This window comes from Jejubacter calystegiae, assembly GCF_005671395.1.
Taxonomy (GTDB): Bacteria; Pseudomonadota; Gammaproteobacteria; order Enterobacterales; family Enterobacteriaceae; genus Jejubacter; species Jejubacter calystegiae.
On the sequence record NZ_CP040428.1, the window covers coordinates 2,366,541 to 2,380,649 of the forward strand.

Genomic DNA, 14,109 nt, shown 5'->3' on the forward strand with positions numbered 1-14,109 from the left:
CTCTTCGCCACCCTCTATCGGCTTCTGTTATAAATCGATTTGTGCATTTTTTGATCGAGCGGGCTTTTTTTATAACCAAAAAAGTTTATATTGAGACGTCCGCATGGAGGCGCGATGAAGCAGAGGGAATTCCGGCGTTTCCTGGCCCGCCAGGGAGCCACCTTCGTTGAAGGGAGAAGCCATGTGAAGATCTATCTTAATGGCCGGCAGTGTGTGATGCCTCGCCATCCGGGCAGGGAGCTGAATGAGAGTCTGCGCAGGGCGATTTTGCGGCAGCTCGATATCATTTAACAGGAGGTCACAGGATGCGTTATAAGGTTAATCTTGAAGTGGCACAGGAGGGGGGATGGTTTGTCTCTTTCCCCGATATTCCTGAGGCTCTTACCCAGGGCGACAGTCGTGAGGAAGCACTGGCGATGGCTCAGGACGCCCTGGTGACTGCGTTTGATTTCTACTTCGAAGATGGTCGCCAGATTCCGGCTCCGGCGAGCATTCAACGCGATGATAACTGGGTCGATGTGCCCGCCAGCGTTGCAGCGAAGGTGATATTGCTTAATGCGCTGCTGGAAGCGGAGATCTCTCAGGCCGATTTGGCGCGCCGTTTACGTACCCGTCCCCAGGAGGTGTCCCGTATTGTAAACCTGGCGCATCCGACCAAAATCGATACTATTGAGCGGGCGCTGGCGGCATTGGGGCTGCGCCTGGAACTGTCCGCGACTCCGGGTTGATCACTCCTGGTAGTAGTTATAGATCCCCGCCGCCATCACCAGTTGGCCTGCGACTTCATGGGCCTTTTCGGTGCTGACCAGCAGATCGATAATCTTCAGCGCGAAATCGATGGCGGTGCCTGGCCCCTGGCTGGTTAACAGGTTAAAGCGGGGATCCCAGACTACACGGCGTTCCTTCCATTGCTCCGTTGGAATGGTCTCTTTCAGGCCGGGAAAGCCGGTCATATTGGCGCCGGGAAACAGATTGTGAGGGACCAGCACTGTGCCTGCGGCAGCGCAGATGGCGGCCACAATGCGCCCCGAAAGATGAAACTGGCGGACGGTTTCTACTAACAGCGGGCTATCGCGAAAGCATTGCGCGCCGCCAAGTCCGCCAGGCAGAATAATCACATCGAATTCGCCATCGGCGACTTTAACCAGCGGCGCATCGGTCAGTAGTCGAACACCGCGTGAGCAGGTGATGGTTAAATCGCCGTCGCTGGCTACGCTGGCGGTCGTGACTTTAATCCCCGCCCGTACCAGCAGATCGATAGTGGTGACGGCTTCCGTCTCTTCACTACCAGGCGCCAGGCAAACCAGTGCTGATGCGCTCATAGTCATTCTCCTTACGTTTTATCTGTTCGAACAGGCGGCTATTGTGCGGCGCTTCCAGTCCATGAGCTCGGGCGCGTTTCAGCAGATAGCCGGTGATGTAGTCGATTTCGGTGTGACGTCGGGCGCGCACGTCCTGTAGCATGGAGGAGGCATTCCCTGCGGTGGCGCCAATCACCTGCCATACGTAGTCGAGTAATCCTTCCCGTGAGGTGTGGTGCCCTTCGCGTGCCATCACCAGCGCCACTTCGTTGCAGATAAGCTCCACCTCACCAGGCCGGGCGCGCAGAGCGCCATTGTTACAGTCGTGCAGGGCCGTCAGGGGGTTAATAGCGCAGTTGACCGCCAGTTTTTTCCAGGCAATGGCGCTGATGTTATCGTGCCAGGCGACATCGGGCAGGGCGTGCTGTAGCGCTACCGCCAGTCCACTATGCCGTTGCCCAGCCTCGTTACCCGGCCCAATATGCGTCAGGCCACTGGCGACGTGGATGACCTTATTACCTTCGCGCTTTGCCGCCTGTGTAGTCACGCCCACCAGTAGCGGCTGGCGTACGCCCTTGAGCTCCTCCAGGGTCCCCATTCCATTGTGCAGCAACAGTATTGGACTGTTTTCCGGTAATTCTGCGACCAGGTGGCGCACCGCGTCGGAAACCTGCCAGGCTTTCAGTGTCACCAGTAGCAGGTCGCTGTGAGCCAGAAAATCGCGATTATTGGCGGTGAACGTTAGATTAATGTGAGTGCCGTCTGTCTCTGTGACATCGGCTGTGCACGAGGTCTGGGGGACGCGCAACCAGCCCTGCAATTGATGGTGCTGTTTGTACAGGGCTGTGAGCCACAACTGGCCCAGCGCGCCGCAACCCAGTACGGTAATCTTCATTATTCCTCCCCACCGGCCGTGGTCCGGTGTTATGCATTGATGACACGAAGCCGGGGGCGATCCCCGTCTGCGTGTTGTTTTGTGCAGCTTAGTGGGTATTATGCAATGCGACAAAACAGGAGGGAGATAAAAACATGCCATCTTTTGACATTGTATCCGAAGTCGATATGCAGGAAGTGCGTAACGCGGTGGATAACGCCAGCCGCGAACTGGAGACCCGCTTCGACTTCCGTAACGTAACCGCAAGCTTTGATCTTAATGATAAAAATCAGACGATTAAGGTCGTTAGCGAGTCTGATTTTCAGGTTAACCAACTGCTGGATATCCTGCGCAGCAAGCTCCTGAAGCGTAATATCGAAGGCAGCGCTATCGAAGTGCCGGACGAGTTTGAGCACAGCGGTAAGACCTGGAGCGTGGACGCCAAACTGAAGCAGGGGATCGAGACTGCGCAGGCGAAGAAGATTGTGAAACTGATTAAAGACAGTAAGCTGAAAGTGCAGGCTCAGATCCAGGGGGAGCAGGTGCGGGTAACCGGCAAGTCACGCGACGATCTGCAGTCAGTGATGGCGCTGGTGCGCGGTGGTAATCTGGGACAGCCTTTCCAGTTCACCAACTTCCGCGACTAATGCGGATGATGGGGGGAGGGACGCCTCCCCCCATGCTGTCAGGCAGCAGTGCCGTTGATGATTTGTTCGATATCGAAACGGTTGGTCACTTTGCTGTCAATTTTCACGTAGGCGCTGCCCTCGCCCGGGACGATAATCGCCTCGCTTACGCCGGGTGCAGCCAGCAGACGGCGCTGTAGATCGGGATCCCGGGCCGCTGCCTCATTCAGTTCCACGCGCAGGCTGCTTACATAGGGCGGCTCACTCATGGTCATGCTTACCAGCAGCCAGAGGGTTGCCAGCAGCGCGCCGCACAGAAAAACGGTCTGGGAATCGAGCAGACCGTCCAGCCAGCCTCCCAGTGAACCGCCGATGGCAACGCCGATAAACTGGCTGGTGGAATAAACGCCCATCGCCGTTCCTTTATAGCCAGCCGGGGACTCTTTACTGATAAGCGACGGTAGCAGCGCTTCCATCAGGTTAAAGGCCAGGAAGAACAGTTGAACGCCCAGCGCCAGGGTCCAGAAGCCGGTACCGGCGCCCCAGAGTACAATCTCCGCAATAATAATCAGTGCCACGCAGCCGACGAAGACGCGCTTCATCCGGCGTTTGACTTCGGCATAAATAATCAGCGGCAGCACCGATGCGAATGCGATTAGCATGGTGCACAGATAAACCTTCCAGTGCTGTTCGGCAGGGAGTCCTGCCCGCTCCAGCTCGCCAGGCAGCGCCACAAAGGTGGACATCAGCAGGATATGCAGACACATAATGCCGAAGTTCAGCTTCAGCAACTTCGGGTTGCTCATCACTTTACTAAAACAGCCACGTACCATGCCGGAGTCGCGATTCAGCACATGGTTTTCACTGGAGGGGACAACCAGCAGCGTAATGACGATGCCCAGGGTCGCCAGTAGAGCGATCATCCAGAACAGCCCGTGCAGTCCGGCGGCATGCGTTACTATGGGGCCCAGCACCATCGCGATAGCGAAGGTGACCCCGAAGCTGATGCCGATAAACGCCATGGCCTTGGTGCGGTTCTGTTCCCGGGTGAGGTCTGAAAGCAGCGCCATGACTGCGGCGGCAATCGCGCCTGAGCCCTGCAGGGCGCGGCCGAGGATGACGCCCCAGATGGAGTGGGAGAGGGCGGCAATAACGCTACCCAGCACGAATATCAACAGGCCGCCGATAATCAGCGGTTTACGGCCAATGCGATCGGAAAGCAGGCCGAAAGGAATCTGGAAGATAGCCTGAGCCAGGCCGTAGATGCCGATCGCCAGACCGATGAGCGCTTCGCTGGCGCCCTGTAGCGCCATGCCCCATGTGGTCAGAACCGGCAGCACCATAAACATGCCCAGCATGCGTAGTGAAAAGACCGTCCCTAACCCCCAGGTGGCGCGCCGCTCCAGGGGCGTCATTTTATAGTCGTTCATTAGTACCTCGGAATAAAAGCCGGACATAGTGTAGTGTGCGGCCAGGGAGGGGTAAATATTAGCTTGTTTAGCAAATATTACAGGAAGTTACCTGCAAGATGCCGATAAAAAAGGCCGCTTACGCGGCCTTTTCGTCATGCAGTGAGTTATCTGACCCAGGTCAACAGGTTACCGGATTCCGGCACCATAAAGTCGACCGACATCATCACGCTCAGCGAAGTGATAGCGACGATAGAGAAGACGAAAAGCTTACGGGCCCAGACGCGATCGTTCTCGGTCTTATAGCCAGAAAGCGCCATCCCCAGCCACCATACGCTAACCGCCGCGGCAACAATCAGATACTTGTAACCGGCGTAGCCGCTCAGCGACAGCATCAGCGTGGCCACTGCAAAAGCGATGATGTAGAGCGTAATGTGGTTCTTTGCCACAGGCACGCCTTTCACTACCGGCAGAACCGGAATGTTGGCGGCCTGATAATCCTTAAAGCGGAAGATGGCAATCGCATAGGAGTGCGGCATCTGCCACAGGCTAAAGATAGCCAGCAGGATCAGGGCACCAGCGTCGAACTCGTTGGTGACAGCACAGTAGCCGATCACCGGCGGCGCCGCGCCGGAGAGACTGCCGATCAACGTACCGTAGACGGACTTGCGCTTCATATACAGGCTGTAGACGCCTACATAAACCACGAAGCCCATCACCGCCAGCCACATGGCTAGCGGGTTGGCACCAAACCACAGCATCATGAAGCCAGCAATACCCAACAAGGTGGCGTACACCAGCGATACTTTCGGTGAGATCAGGCCTTTTACCAGCACCCGATTCTTCGTTCTCTCCATTTTCTGGTCGATGTCGCGGTCGATCACGTTGTTATAAACGCAACCAGACGCCACCACCAGCGATACGCCCATCAGGGTGTAAAGGAAGAGGGGATAGTCAATACTGCCCTGTGAGGCCAGTAAAAATCCCCCTATGACAGAAATTAAATTCCCGAAAATAATTCCTGGTTTCGTGACTTGCAGGTATTGCTTAATCATTTTGCCGCTCTTAGTGAAGCATCATGTTGTGGTTAAGATTCCACATAATCCAAATCGAGCCCACCACCACGATGGCGATGATTAGCACGGTAAAGACAAAGGCAATCATGTTCCAGCCGCCCTCCGAAGAGGTGTTCAGGTGCAGGAAGCACGACAGATGGACCAGAAGCTGAATCACTGCGGTCACCACAATCACCCAGAGCAGGGTAGAGGGGGACGCGCTGCCATTCATTACCATCCAGAAGGGGATCACCGTCAGGATGATAGAGAGAATGAACCCGGTCATGTAGGTCTTAACGCTGCCGTGATGTGCGCCGGCGTGTTCGTTGGAATGACTCATTACATCGCCCCCATCAGGTAGACTACAGAGAAGACACAGATCCAGACCACATCCAGGAAGTGCCAGAACATGCTCAGGCACATTACGCGGGTGCGGTTAGTGCTGGTCAGGCCACGACGGCTAATCTGAACCATCAGCACCAGCATCCAGATAAGACCCGAGGTCACGTGCAGACCGTGGGTACCGACCAGTGCAAAGAAGGCTGACAGGAAGCCGCTGCGATCCGGACCGAACCCTTCGGCAATCAGGTGATGGAATTCATAGATTTCCATCCCGATAAATCCGGCCCCGAACAGGAAGGTCAGGGCGAGCCAGGTCATGACCTGGCCCCGGTTCTGTTTGTTCATGGCGATAACCGCCATGCCGTAGGTGATGGAGCTGAACAGCAGCAGGAACGTCTCTACCAGCACGAAAGGCAGTTCGAAGATGTCCTTGCCGGTCGGGCCGCCAGCAGTGCCGTTCACCAGAACGGCATAGGTTGCGAACAGCGTTGCAAAGATAATGCAATCGCTCATCAGGTAGATCCAGAAGCCAAAGACCTTATTGGCGCCTGCATCGTGGTGCCCATGATCGTGGGCGTTCGCGTGAGACAGAGTATCAGTTGACATTTTTCAGCCCCGCCTTGCTAATTTCGTCAAAATGCTGGTTTTCCAGTTTTTCGATCTCTTTGACCGGCACGTAGTAATCCACGTCCTCGTCAAAGCTTTTCACAATCCAGGTGACGATCATGCCGGCGAAACCGACGATGGCCAGCCACCAGATGTGCCAGATCATGGCAAAACCGAAGACCGTAGCGAATGCAGCGATGACGATACCCGCGCCGCTGTTTTTCGGCATATGAATCTCTTCATACTGGGCAGGTTGCTTATACGCTTCGCCTTTCTCTTTCATTTCCCAGAACGCATCACGCTCGTGGATCTGAGGAACTTTTGCGAAGTTGTAGAACGGCGGCGGAGAAGAAGTCGCCCACTCCAGAGTACGGCCACCCCACGGGTCACCGGTCAGGTCACGGTTCTGATCGCGGTCACGAATAGAGACGTAGAACATGATCAGCTGGCACAGGATACCCAGAGCAATAAGTACAGCACCGCCAGCGGCAACCATCAGCATCGGATGGAACTGCGGGTCGATATCCTGGCTCAGACGACGGGTCATCCCCATGAAGCCCAGCACGTACAGCGGCATAAAGGCAACGAAGAAACCGATGATCCACAGCCAGAAGGCGCGCTTGCCCCATTTCTCGTTCAGAGTGAAGCCAAAGGCTTTTGGCCACCAGTAAGCCAGACCTGCAAAGCAGCCGAAGACCACGCCGCCGATGATGACGTTATGGAAGTGGGCAATCAGGAACAGACTGTTGTGCAGCACGAAGTTGGCGCCCGGTACGGCCAGCAGAACCCCGGTCATACCACCAATGGTGAAGGTAACGATAAAGCCCACGGTCCACAGCATGGAAGAGTGGAAGGTGATGCGACCCTGATACATGGTAAACAGCCAGTTGAAGATCTTCACCCCGGTCGGGATGGCGATAATCATGGTGGTGATACCGAAGAAGGCGTTAACGTTAGCTCCTGAACCCATCGTGAAGAAGTGGTGCAGCCACACGATGAAGGAGAGGATGGTGATACATACGGTCGCCCATACCAGCGAGGTGTAACCGAACAGACGTTTCTTAGAGAAGGTCGCGGTAATTTCAGAGAAGACCCCGAATACCGGCAGAACCAGGATGTACACTTCCGGATGGCCCCAGGCCCAGATCAGGTTGATGTACATCATCATGTTGCCGCCCATATCGTTGGTAAAGAAATGGGTACCCAGATAGCGGTCCAGGGTCAGCAACGCGATAGTCACCGTCAGAATCGGGAACGAAGCGATAATCAGGATGTTGGCGCACAGTGATGCCCAGGTAAATACCGGCATCTTGAACATGGTCATACCCGGTGCGCGCATCTTCATGATGGTCACGAAGAAGTTAATACCGGTCAGCGTGGTACCAATACCCGATAGCTGTAGACTCCATATCCAGTAATCGACCCCGACCGTTGGACTGTACTCTATGCCTGAAAGCGGCGGATAGGCCAGCCAACCGGTCTGGGCGAATTCACCCACCCCGAGAGAGAGGTTAACCAGAATAACGCCGACAACCGTGAACCAGAAGCTCAGGTTGTTCAGGAAGGGATATGCCACGTCGCGCGCGCCGATCTGCAGCGGAACCACCAGGTTCATCAGACCGATAACGAACGGCATCGCCACGAAGAAGATCATGATAACGCCGTGGGCGGTAAAGATCTGATCGTAGTGATGGGGGGGCAGATAGCCGGCTTCGCCGGCCGAGGCCAACGCCTGCTGGCTACGCATCATGATGGCATCGGAGAAACCACGAATCAGCATGACAATCGCCACGATGATATACATGATCCCTAAGCGTTTGTGGTCCACCGAAGTGAGCCACTCTTTCCACAGGTATGACCACTTACCGAAGTAAGTGATGGCCGCTAATAGCGCCAGCCCCCCGATAATAATTGCCGATATGGTAACCATGATAATAGGTTCATGGTACGGGACGGCATCCAGTGTCAATTTTCCAAACATCGTATTATTCCTCGGCGCCCTGATGAGAGGTTTCCGCATTGCTCATGGTCATGCCCTCAACGCCAGAAGCGTGGCTTGCGTGCCCGCCTTCAGCGTGGTCCATATCCATGTCCTGGCCGTGCGCCATGAATTTGTTAACGACTGCTCGGAACAATTCAGGCTTCACGCTGGAGAAGTACTCGACCTTGTTGTTTTCACTGGGGGCTGCGATTTTCTCGTAGGCCGCCATATCGTTGATCGCGTTAGGAGACTGTTTAACTTTGTCTACCCACTGATCGAAAGACGCACGGTCGGGTGTTGCAATGGCTTTGAATTTCATACCGGAGAAACCAGGGCCGCTGTAGCTGGAGGAGATACCGTTGTATGTCCCTGCTTCGTTGGCGATCAGGTGCAGTTTGGTCTGCATACCTGCCATGGCGTAGATCTGGCTACCCAGACGCGGAATAAAGAAGGAGTTCATCACCGAGTTGGAGGTAATCTTAAACTCTACCGGTGTATTGGCCGGGAAGGCGATCTCATTCACCGTAGCGATACCCTGCTCCGGATAGATGAAGAACCACTTCCAGTCCATAGAAACAACTTCAATGGTGACGGGTTTTTCGTCTTTCTGGGCTGCCAGCGGCTTATATGGATCCAGCGAGTGGCTGGTTTTCCAGGTTAGCACGGCAAGGAAGACGATGATAAGGATGGGGACAATCCAGACGACAGCTTCGACTTTGTTGGAGTGCGACCAGTTAGGCGTGTACTTCGCATCCTTGTTGCTCGCACGGTATTTCCAGGCAAAGGCGACTGCCATCAGAACGGCCGGAATCACGACAATCAACATCAGGCCAAATGCCGTCAGTATCAGTGAACGTTGCTCCAGGCCGACTTGCCCTTTGGGGTCTAACAATGCCGCATCACAGCCGCTGAGTAATACAGTGCCTGCGATTAACGACAGCAGTCCCAAACTTTTATTGTATTTCCTGAGTCTCATTTAACGACCTCAATTCCACGGGGATCTGGTGGCGTTTAAAGTGTGCGGGCATTTTACGGGATGGTTACATTACTGTAAACATGGGGGGTGATGTGTCAGAGAGCTGTTACCGGGTTCTGTTGGTAGTGTCACATGAGATGCAACAAAATGTAAAACAACAGAGGCGACGGGCACATGACGGGAATTATAACCAAATTAAATGTAAAGAAACGTCAATCAGGCACATTGGTATAACCATTCGGATAAAACCAACAAATAATTAACAAAACAACATCAAACAATAAACAAAAAAGGCGGGAAAATAATTCCGCACCGTGCTGAACCGTTTAATTCCATGCGCACGTAATGACAACCAGAATTATTTTTCACCGCCCTTTTTGTTAACCATAAATATTCAAATTGACGTTTGTTTGACCATAAATTAGCCACTTTGGTTTTATGTCGCGGCACGTTTCTCGTCGCGGCGTAGCGCCAGCCAGTCCAGCACGCTGCCAAACAGAATACCCATTGCCGCCAGTAGTGCTCCCCACTCCAGCAGGATGGTGCCAAAACTGAAGGCCGTGATATCCAGCGCATTCAGGATCAATACTAAAAGCCAGGCGCCCAGCAGCAGGCAGCCTGTGCCCAACAGGCGTAACGCAAAGCGATAACCGCCAGCGAAAGCACTACGGGTCATAAAGTCGCCGGTGCGTTGGGTGTACTCCAGAGTACTGCGGCATAACAGCAACAGCAGAATGCCGGGAACCGCGGCGGCGACGGAAAAGAGATAGAACTCGGACCAGCCATGGGTTTCAACAAACCAGCCTGCGATGGGGCCAACATAGACCCTCCCCACTGCCGACAGCGCTGAAAGCAGGGCGAACTGGGTGGCGGAAAAGGACTTATTACACAGCGTCATCAGTAGTGCGACAAAGGCTGAGGTCCCCATACCGCCGCACAGGTTTTCGAAGAAGACGGCGCCAGCCATGCTGAACATATGTTTATCGGTAATGGAAAGCAGCCAGTAACCTGCGTTGGAAACCCCCTGTAGAATGCCGAAGATCAGCAGGGCCCGGAACAGGCTCATCCGCTGCATCAGAGCGCCGCCATACAGTGCCCCAACGATGGTCGCGAGCAGCCCCAGGGTTTTATTCACCACGCCCACTTCACCGGCATCGAAGCCGACGCCGCGGATCAGAAAGGTCGTGGTCAGGCTCATGGCGAAGGCGTCGCCAAGCTTATACATCACGATCAATAACAGAATCAGCCAGGCGTTGTTGCGGCCGAAAAAGTCGCGTAGCGGCGCCACCACGGCCTCTTCCAGACTTTTAGGCACCGGAATGGCGTCTGTCGGCTCAGGGGCCAGCCAGGTCGCTATCAGGCAGGGAATCAGCAGTGCGGCCATCAGCCAGTAGGTGGCATTCCAGCCCAGATATTTATCCGCCAGCCATAGCGCCAGACCGCCAGATACCAGCATTGCCAGACGGTAGCCCAGCACGCTGATAGCAGCGCCGCCGCCGCGCTCTTCCGGCGGCAGCACGTCGGTCTTCCAGGCATCGAAGGCGATGTCCTGAGACGCAGAGCAGAAGGCGGTCAGTACTGCCAGTGCCGCCATCCAGCGCAGGTTGCTGGCGGGATCCAGAAAGCCCATTCCGGCAATGGCCACTAGCAGCAGAAGCTGGGTAATCAGCAGCCAGCCGCGACGTCGGCCAAACAGCGGCGGACAGTAGCGGTCCATTGCGGGCGACCACAGGAATTTAAAGACGTAAGCCTGACCCACCAGAGAGAAAAAGCCGATGGTCTTAAGATCGATATTTTCTACCGTCATCCAGGCCTGGAGCGTGCCGGAAGTCAGGGCGAGAGGGAGGCCGGATGCGAAGCCCAGAATCAGCAAAACCGCTGATTTAGGTTGCTGGAAGAGGCGAAGGTAGTGACTACTCATGAGAAACCCGGTGACGGGCCCGGCATGGCTGCCGGGCCGTAAGTGCGGCGATTAACGGGCGTTCTTTTTAATAAAGTCGTGAACGCTGGTGTCCTGCGCCATTTCGGCAATGGTGTCAGTCAGTACGGTGTTAACCGCGTTAGTGATATTTTTGTTGGTGGCCTGGAAGGCACCTTCCACGGTATAAGTGGAACGGTACTGTTTGGTCATGGTGTTGCCATTCTGAGCCGTGGCAACGATAGAGATATCGGCCTTAGTCGCGATGTTGTAACGCACGTTCCCCTGGGAAACGTCGGCGAACAGCTGGTTAACGATAATCTGCAGATCGACCGGCGCGCTCGGACCAACCATATATCCGCGGGCGGTCATCTGTTTTTCCAGCACTTCCTGAAGCAGGAAACGCAGATCGCGGGAAGGCGTCAGGGTCACCAGTTGGTTATTACGGTTGACCTTAGCCAGCGCCTGATCGGTACGTTTGTCTGCCCCGTTAATGCTGACAGTCACGCCCATCAGGCTGGGATCCTGCTGGGGCAGGGCTATTTTGGGGGAGACTTCAATCGTGTTGGACTGCGAAGCACAACCAGCCAGCATAGCCAGCGCCATCAGCGGTAAGAGTATTTTCTTGAACATGTTCACTTGTCTCGAATGTCACAAAGGCAGCAAAATTCCGGCCATCATATCATTGCTGCCGGTAAGGGGAAGTGCCAAACGCAGGTATTCCCCCCAGATTCCTCCTTTTTAAGAGTCGAAGTAAGGAAATGCCCATTTTTGCACAGGTGACTGATGTATCAGCTATGTTAGGATTCTTTCCCCTGAAGGGCCGGGTTTTTTATTGTTAAATGCATTGGAAGCGGTAAAAGCGGCTAACATTGAAAGGGATGGGTGACATCCCCTGCGTTGTCGAGGTAAGCATTATGATGGTACGCGAGCGAATAGAAGCAAAATTAAGAGCAGCCTTTGACCCCGTGTTCCTGGAAGTCGTTGATGAGAGCTATCGTCACAATGTCCCTGCGGGTTCTGAAAGCCATTTTAAAGTCGTTCTGGTAAGCGATCGCTTTGCCGGAGAACGTTTTTTAAACCGTCATCGTCTGATTTATGGGGTATTAACCGAAGAACTGGCCGGTAGCGTTCACGCACTGGCGCTGCATACCTACACCCACAAAGAGTGGGAAGGATTGCAGGATACCGTGGTGGCTTCGCCGCCCTGCCGGGGAGCCGGTAGCAGCATCGCCTGACGTTAAAGTCGGCGGCGACAGGAGCCGCCGCATTCTCACGTTGTAAAACAGCGCCAGCCACATCAGTGACTGGCGCTGTTTTATTGCCTGCCCGGGTATCGAAGCCAGAATCGGTATCGGGAACTGTGAAAGAGGTCCCGGCCGCAAACTTGCGCCGTCCTCGACTCACTACAGTGATGCCGCTATAATGCTGCGTCTTAATTTTCGGAACGTCTTCGGGATGATTCTGGCGACAGGGAGTGTGACTCTGGCTTCAGAGGGGCATCCCGGTATGGAGAAGCGTGTAGTAGAACGGGCTTCCAGAGTTGACCGAGTACTGTGATTTTTTGAGGTATAAAGATGCAAGTTTCAGTTGAAACCACTCAGGGCCTTGGGCGCCGTATCACGATTACTATCGCTGCTGACAGCATCGAGAACGCTGTGAAGAGCGAGCTGGTCAACGTGGCAAAGAAAGTCCGCATTGACGGCTTCCGCAAGGGTAAAGTACCGATGAACATCGTTGCTCAGCGTTATGGCGCCTCTGTTCGCCAGGACGTTCTGGGCGACCTGATGAGCCGCAACTTCATTGATGCTATCGTTCAGGAGAAGATCAATCCGGCTGGCGCACCGCAATACGTGCCGGGCGAATACAAGCTGGGCGAAGACTACACCTACTCCGTAGAGTTTGAAGTCTACCCGGAAGTAGAGCTGCAGGGCCTGGAAGAGATCGAAGTTGAGAAGCCGGTTGTTGATGTTACCGACGCCGATCTCGACACCATGCTGGACACTCTGCGTAAGCAGCAGGCCACCTGGAAAGATAAAGAAGGCGCTGCTGAAGCAGACGACCGCGCTACCATCGACTTCACCGGCACCGTTGACGGCGAAGAGTTTGAAGGCGGTAAAGCGACTGACTTCGTACTGGCCATGGGCCAGGGCCGTATGATTCCGGGCTTTGAAGAAGGCATCGTGGGTCACAAGGCTGGCGAAGAGTTCACCATCGACGTGACCTTCCCGGAAGAGTACCACGCGGAAAACCTGAAGGGTAAAGCGGCACAGTTCGCCATCACCCTGAAGAAAGTTGAAGAGAGTGAGCTGCCGGAACTGACCGAAGAATTCATCAAGCGCTTTGGCGTGGAAGATGGTTCCATCGACGGTCTGCGCGCAGAAGTGCGTAAAAACATGGAGCGCGAGCTGAAAGGCGCGGTACGTAACCGTATCAAGTCTCAGGCGATCGACGGTCTGGTGAAAGCCAATGATATCGATGTTCCGTCTGCGCTGATCGACAGCGAAATCGACGTTCTGCGTCAGCAGGCTGCACAGCGCTTCGGCGGTAATACGCAGCAGGCGATGGAACTGCCGCGCGAACTGTTCGAAGAGCAGGCTAAGCGCCGCGTTGTTGTTGGTCTGCTGCTGGGCGAAGTGATTCGCACCAACGAGCTGAAAGCTGACGACGAACGCGTTAAGGGCCTGATCGAAGAGATGGCTTCTGCTTACGAAGATCCACAGGAAGTGATCGAGTTCTACAGCAAAAACAAAGAGCTGATGGACAATATGCGCAATGTCGCGCTGGAAGAGCAGGCGGTTGAAGCCGTGCTGAACAAAGCGAAAGTGACTGAAAAAGCCACTTCCTTCAGCGACCTGATGAACCAGCAGGCGTAATTTCGTCTTACGCTGAAGGGCCCGTCACCTGTTGGGTGACGGGCTTTTTTTATCTTACGCAAATGGTTCAGAAACGGGCTAAAAAGCGTAACGGTGGGTTAGCGGACGGCCAAAAGGTTGTTATGCTTGAAACAGGGTACGATCG

The 14,109-nt window shown here is 54.7% G+C and carries 15 protein-coding genes; 5 read left to right on the plus strand and 10 right to left on the minus strand.

Features of this window, described 5'->3' with window-relative positions; genetic code table 11:
• Positions 1–114 precede the first annotated feature (114 nt).
• Both FEM41_RS10920 and FEM41_RS10925 read left to right on the plus strand, forming a co-directional pair.
• A complete protein-coding gene (locus FEM41_RS10920; RefSeq protein ID WP_138095998.1) occupies positions 115–291 on the plus strand; it encodes a type II toxin-antitoxin system HicA family toxin in 177 nt (58 codons plus the stop codon).
• A 14-nt stretch (positions 292–305) separates the two neighbouring features.
• Positions 306–728, plus strand: a complete 423-nt coding sequence (locus FEM41_RS10925; RefSeq protein ID WP_138095999.1) for a type II toxin-antitoxin system HicB family antitoxin — start codon at positions 306–308, stop codon at positions 726–728.
• On the opposite strand, the gene yajL is transcribed toward FEM41_RS10925, so the two are convergent.
• On the minus strand, positions 729–1,322 hold the full coding sequence (gene yajL, locus FEM41_RS10930) for a protein deglycase YajL (protein WP_138096000.1): 594 nt from the start codon (positions 1,320–1,322) through the stop codon (positions 729–731).
• Entirely contained in the window at positions 1,285–2,196 is a 912-nt protein-coding gene (gene panE / locus FEM41_RS10935) for a 2-dehydropantoate 2-reductase (protein ID WP_138096001.1), read from the minus strand. Before panE ends, yajL begins: the two co-directional genes overlap by 38 nt.
• Positions 2,197–2,330: 134 nt before the next feature.
• On the opposite strand from panE, the gene FEM41_RS10940 reads away from it, so the two are divergent.
• Positions 2,331–2,822: a YajQ family cyclic di-GMP-binding protein gene (locus FEM41_RS10940; protein ID WP_138096002.1), complete on the plus strand. Its 492-nt coding sequence runs from the start codon at positions 2,331–2,333 to the stop codon at positions 2,820–2,822.
• Between the two features lie 38 nt (positions 2,823–2,860).
• On the opposite strand, the gene FEM41_RS10945 is transcribed toward FEM41_RS10940, so the two are convergent.
• From FEM41_RS10945 to FEM41_RS10980, 8 genes are all read right to left on the minus strand, one after another.
• Positions 2,861–4,231, minus strand: a complete 1,371-nt coding sequence (locus tag FEM41_RS10945; protein ID WP_138096003.1) for an MFS transporter — start codon at positions 4,229–4,231, stop codon at positions 2,861–2,863.
• 146 nt (positions 4,232–4,377) lie between these two features.
• Complete coding sequence (gene cyoE, locus FEM41_RS10950) at positions 4,378–5,265, minus strand: heme o synthase (protein WP_138096004.1); 888 nt, start codon at positions 5,263–5,265, stop codon at positions 4,378–4,380.
• 10 nt (positions 5,266–5,275) lie between these two features.
• On the minus strand, positions 5,276–5,605 hold the full coding sequence (locus FEM41_RS10955; protein ID WP_138096005.1) for a cytochrome o ubiquinol oxidase subunit IV: 330 nt from the start codon (positions 5,603–5,605) through the stop codon (positions 5,276–5,278).
• Positions 5,605–6,213 carry a cytochrome o ubiquinol oxidase subunit III gene (locus FEM41_RS10960; protein WP_138096006.1) on the minus strand — a complete coding sequence of 203 codons (609 nt, stop codon included), beginning with the start codon at positions 6,211–6,213 and terminating at the stop codon, positions 5,605–5,607. Before FEM41_RS10960 ends, FEM41_RS10955 begins: the two co-directional genes overlap by 1 nt.
• Positions 6,203–8,194: a cytochrome o ubiquinol oxidase subunit I gene (gene cyoB / locus FEM41_RS10965; protein WP_138096007.1), complete on the minus strand. Its 1,992-nt coding sequence runs from the start codon at positions 8,192–8,194 to the stop codon at positions 6,203–6,205. The genes FEM41_RS10960 and cyoB overlap by 11 nt, the downstream gene beginning before the upstream one ends.
• Before the next feature lie 4 nt (positions 8,195–8,198).
• Positions 8,199–9,170 carry a cytochrome o ubiquinol oxidase subunit II gene (gene cyoA, locus FEM41_RS10970; RefSeq protein ID WP_138096008.1) on the minus strand — a complete coding sequence of 324 codons (972 nt, stop codon included), beginning with the start codon at positions 9,168–9,170 and terminating at the stop codon, positions 8,199–8,201.
• A 436-nt stretch (positions 9,171–9,606) separates the two neighbouring features.
• On the minus strand, positions 9,607–11,091 hold the full coding sequence (ampG, locus tag FEM41_RS10975) for a muropeptide MFS transporter AmpG (RefSeq protein ID WP_138096009.1): 1,485 nt from the start codon (positions 11,089–11,091) through the stop codon (positions 9,607–9,609).
• A gap of 51 nt (positions 11,092–11,142) precedes the next feature.
• Positions 11,143–11,721 (minus strand): lipoprotein, encoded by a 579-nt coding sequence (locus FEM41_RS10980; RefSeq protein WP_138096010.1) that lies wholly within the window; start codon positions 11,719–11,721, stop codon positions 11,143–11,145.
• Positions 11,722–12,005: 284 nt separating this feature from the next.
• On the opposite strand from FEM41_RS10980, the gene bolA reads away from it, so the two are divergent.
• Both bolA and tig read left to right on the plus strand, forming a co-directional pair.
• On the plus strand, positions 12,006–12,326 hold the full coding sequence (gene bolA, locus FEM41_RS10985) for a transcriptional regulator BolA (RefSeq protein WP_138096011.1): 321 nt from the start codon (positions 12,006–12,008) through the stop codon (positions 12,324–12,326).
• 339 nt (positions 12,327–12,665) lie between these two features.
• On the plus strand, positions 12,666–13,964 hold the full coding sequence (gene tig, locus FEM41_RS10990) for a trigger factor (RefSeq protein ID WP_138096012.1): 1,299 nt from the start codon (positions 12,666–12,668) through the stop codon (positions 13,962–13,964).
• The last annotated feature ends 145 nt before the right edge of the window (positions 13,965–14,109 follow it).

Excerpts from the sequence above, each read along its gene's own strand:
- FEM41_RS10960 (WP_138096006.1), bottom strand. The coding sequence starts at position 6,213 with ATGTCAACTGATACTCTGTCTCACGCGAACGCCCACGATCATGGGCAC.
- FEM41_RS10925 (WP_138095999.1), top strand. The coding sequence starts at position 306 with ATGCGTTATAAGGTTAATCTTGAAGTGGCACAGGAGGGGGGATGGTTT.
- FEM41_RS10945 (WP_138096003.1), bottom strand. The coding sequence starts at position 4,231 with ATGAACGACTATAAAATGACGCCCCTGGAGCGGCGCGCCACCTGGGGG.
- cyoA (WP_138096008.1), bottom strand. The coding sequence starts at position 9,170 with ATGAGACTCAGGAAATACAATAAAAGTTTGGGACTGCTGTCGTTAATC.
- ampG (WP_138096009.1), bottom strand. The coding sequence starts at position 11,091 with ATGAGTAGTCACTACCTTCGCCTCTTCCAGCAACCTAAATCAGCGGTT.
- cyoB (WP_138096007.1), bottom strand. The coding sequence starts at position 8,194 with ATGTTTGGAAAATTGACACTGGATGCCGTCCCGTACCATGAACCTATT.
- cyoE (WP_138096004.1), bottom strand. The coding sequence starts at position 5,265 with ATGATTAAGCAATACCTGCAAGTCACGAAACCAGGAATTATTTTCGGG.
- FEM41_RS10920 (WP_138095998.1), top strand. The coding sequence starts at position 115 with ATGAAGCAGAGGGAATTCCGGCGTTTCCTGGCCCGCCAGGGAGCCACC.
- panE (WP_138096001.1), bottom strand. The coding sequence starts at position 2,196 with ATGAAGATTACCGTACTGGGTTGCGGCGCGCTGGGCCAGTTGTGGCTC.
- FEM41_RS10980 (WP_138096010.1), bottom strand. The coding sequence starts at position 11,721 with ATGTTCAAGAAAATACTCTTACCGCTGATGGCGCTGGCTATGCTGGCT.
- tig (WP_138096012.1), top strand. The coding sequence starts at position 12,666 with ATGCAAGTTTCAGTTGAAACCACTCAGGGCCTTGGGCGCCGTATCACG.
- FEM41_RS10955 (WP_138096005.1), bottom strand. The coding sequence starts at position 5,605 with ATGAGTCATTCCAACGAACACGCCGGCGCACATCACGGCAGCGTTAAG.
- FEM41_RS10940 (WP_138096002.1), top strand. The coding sequence starts at position 2,331 with ATGCCATCTTTTGACATTGTATCCGAAGTCGATATGCAGGAAGTGCGT.
- bolA (WP_138096011.1), top strand. The coding sequence starts at position 12,006 with ATGATGGTACGCGAGCGAATAGAAGCAAAATTAAGAGCAGCCTTTGAC.
- yajL (WP_138096000.1), bottom strand. The coding sequence starts at position 1,322 with ATGAGCGCATCAGCACTGGTTTGCCTGGCGCCTGGTAGTGAAGAGACG.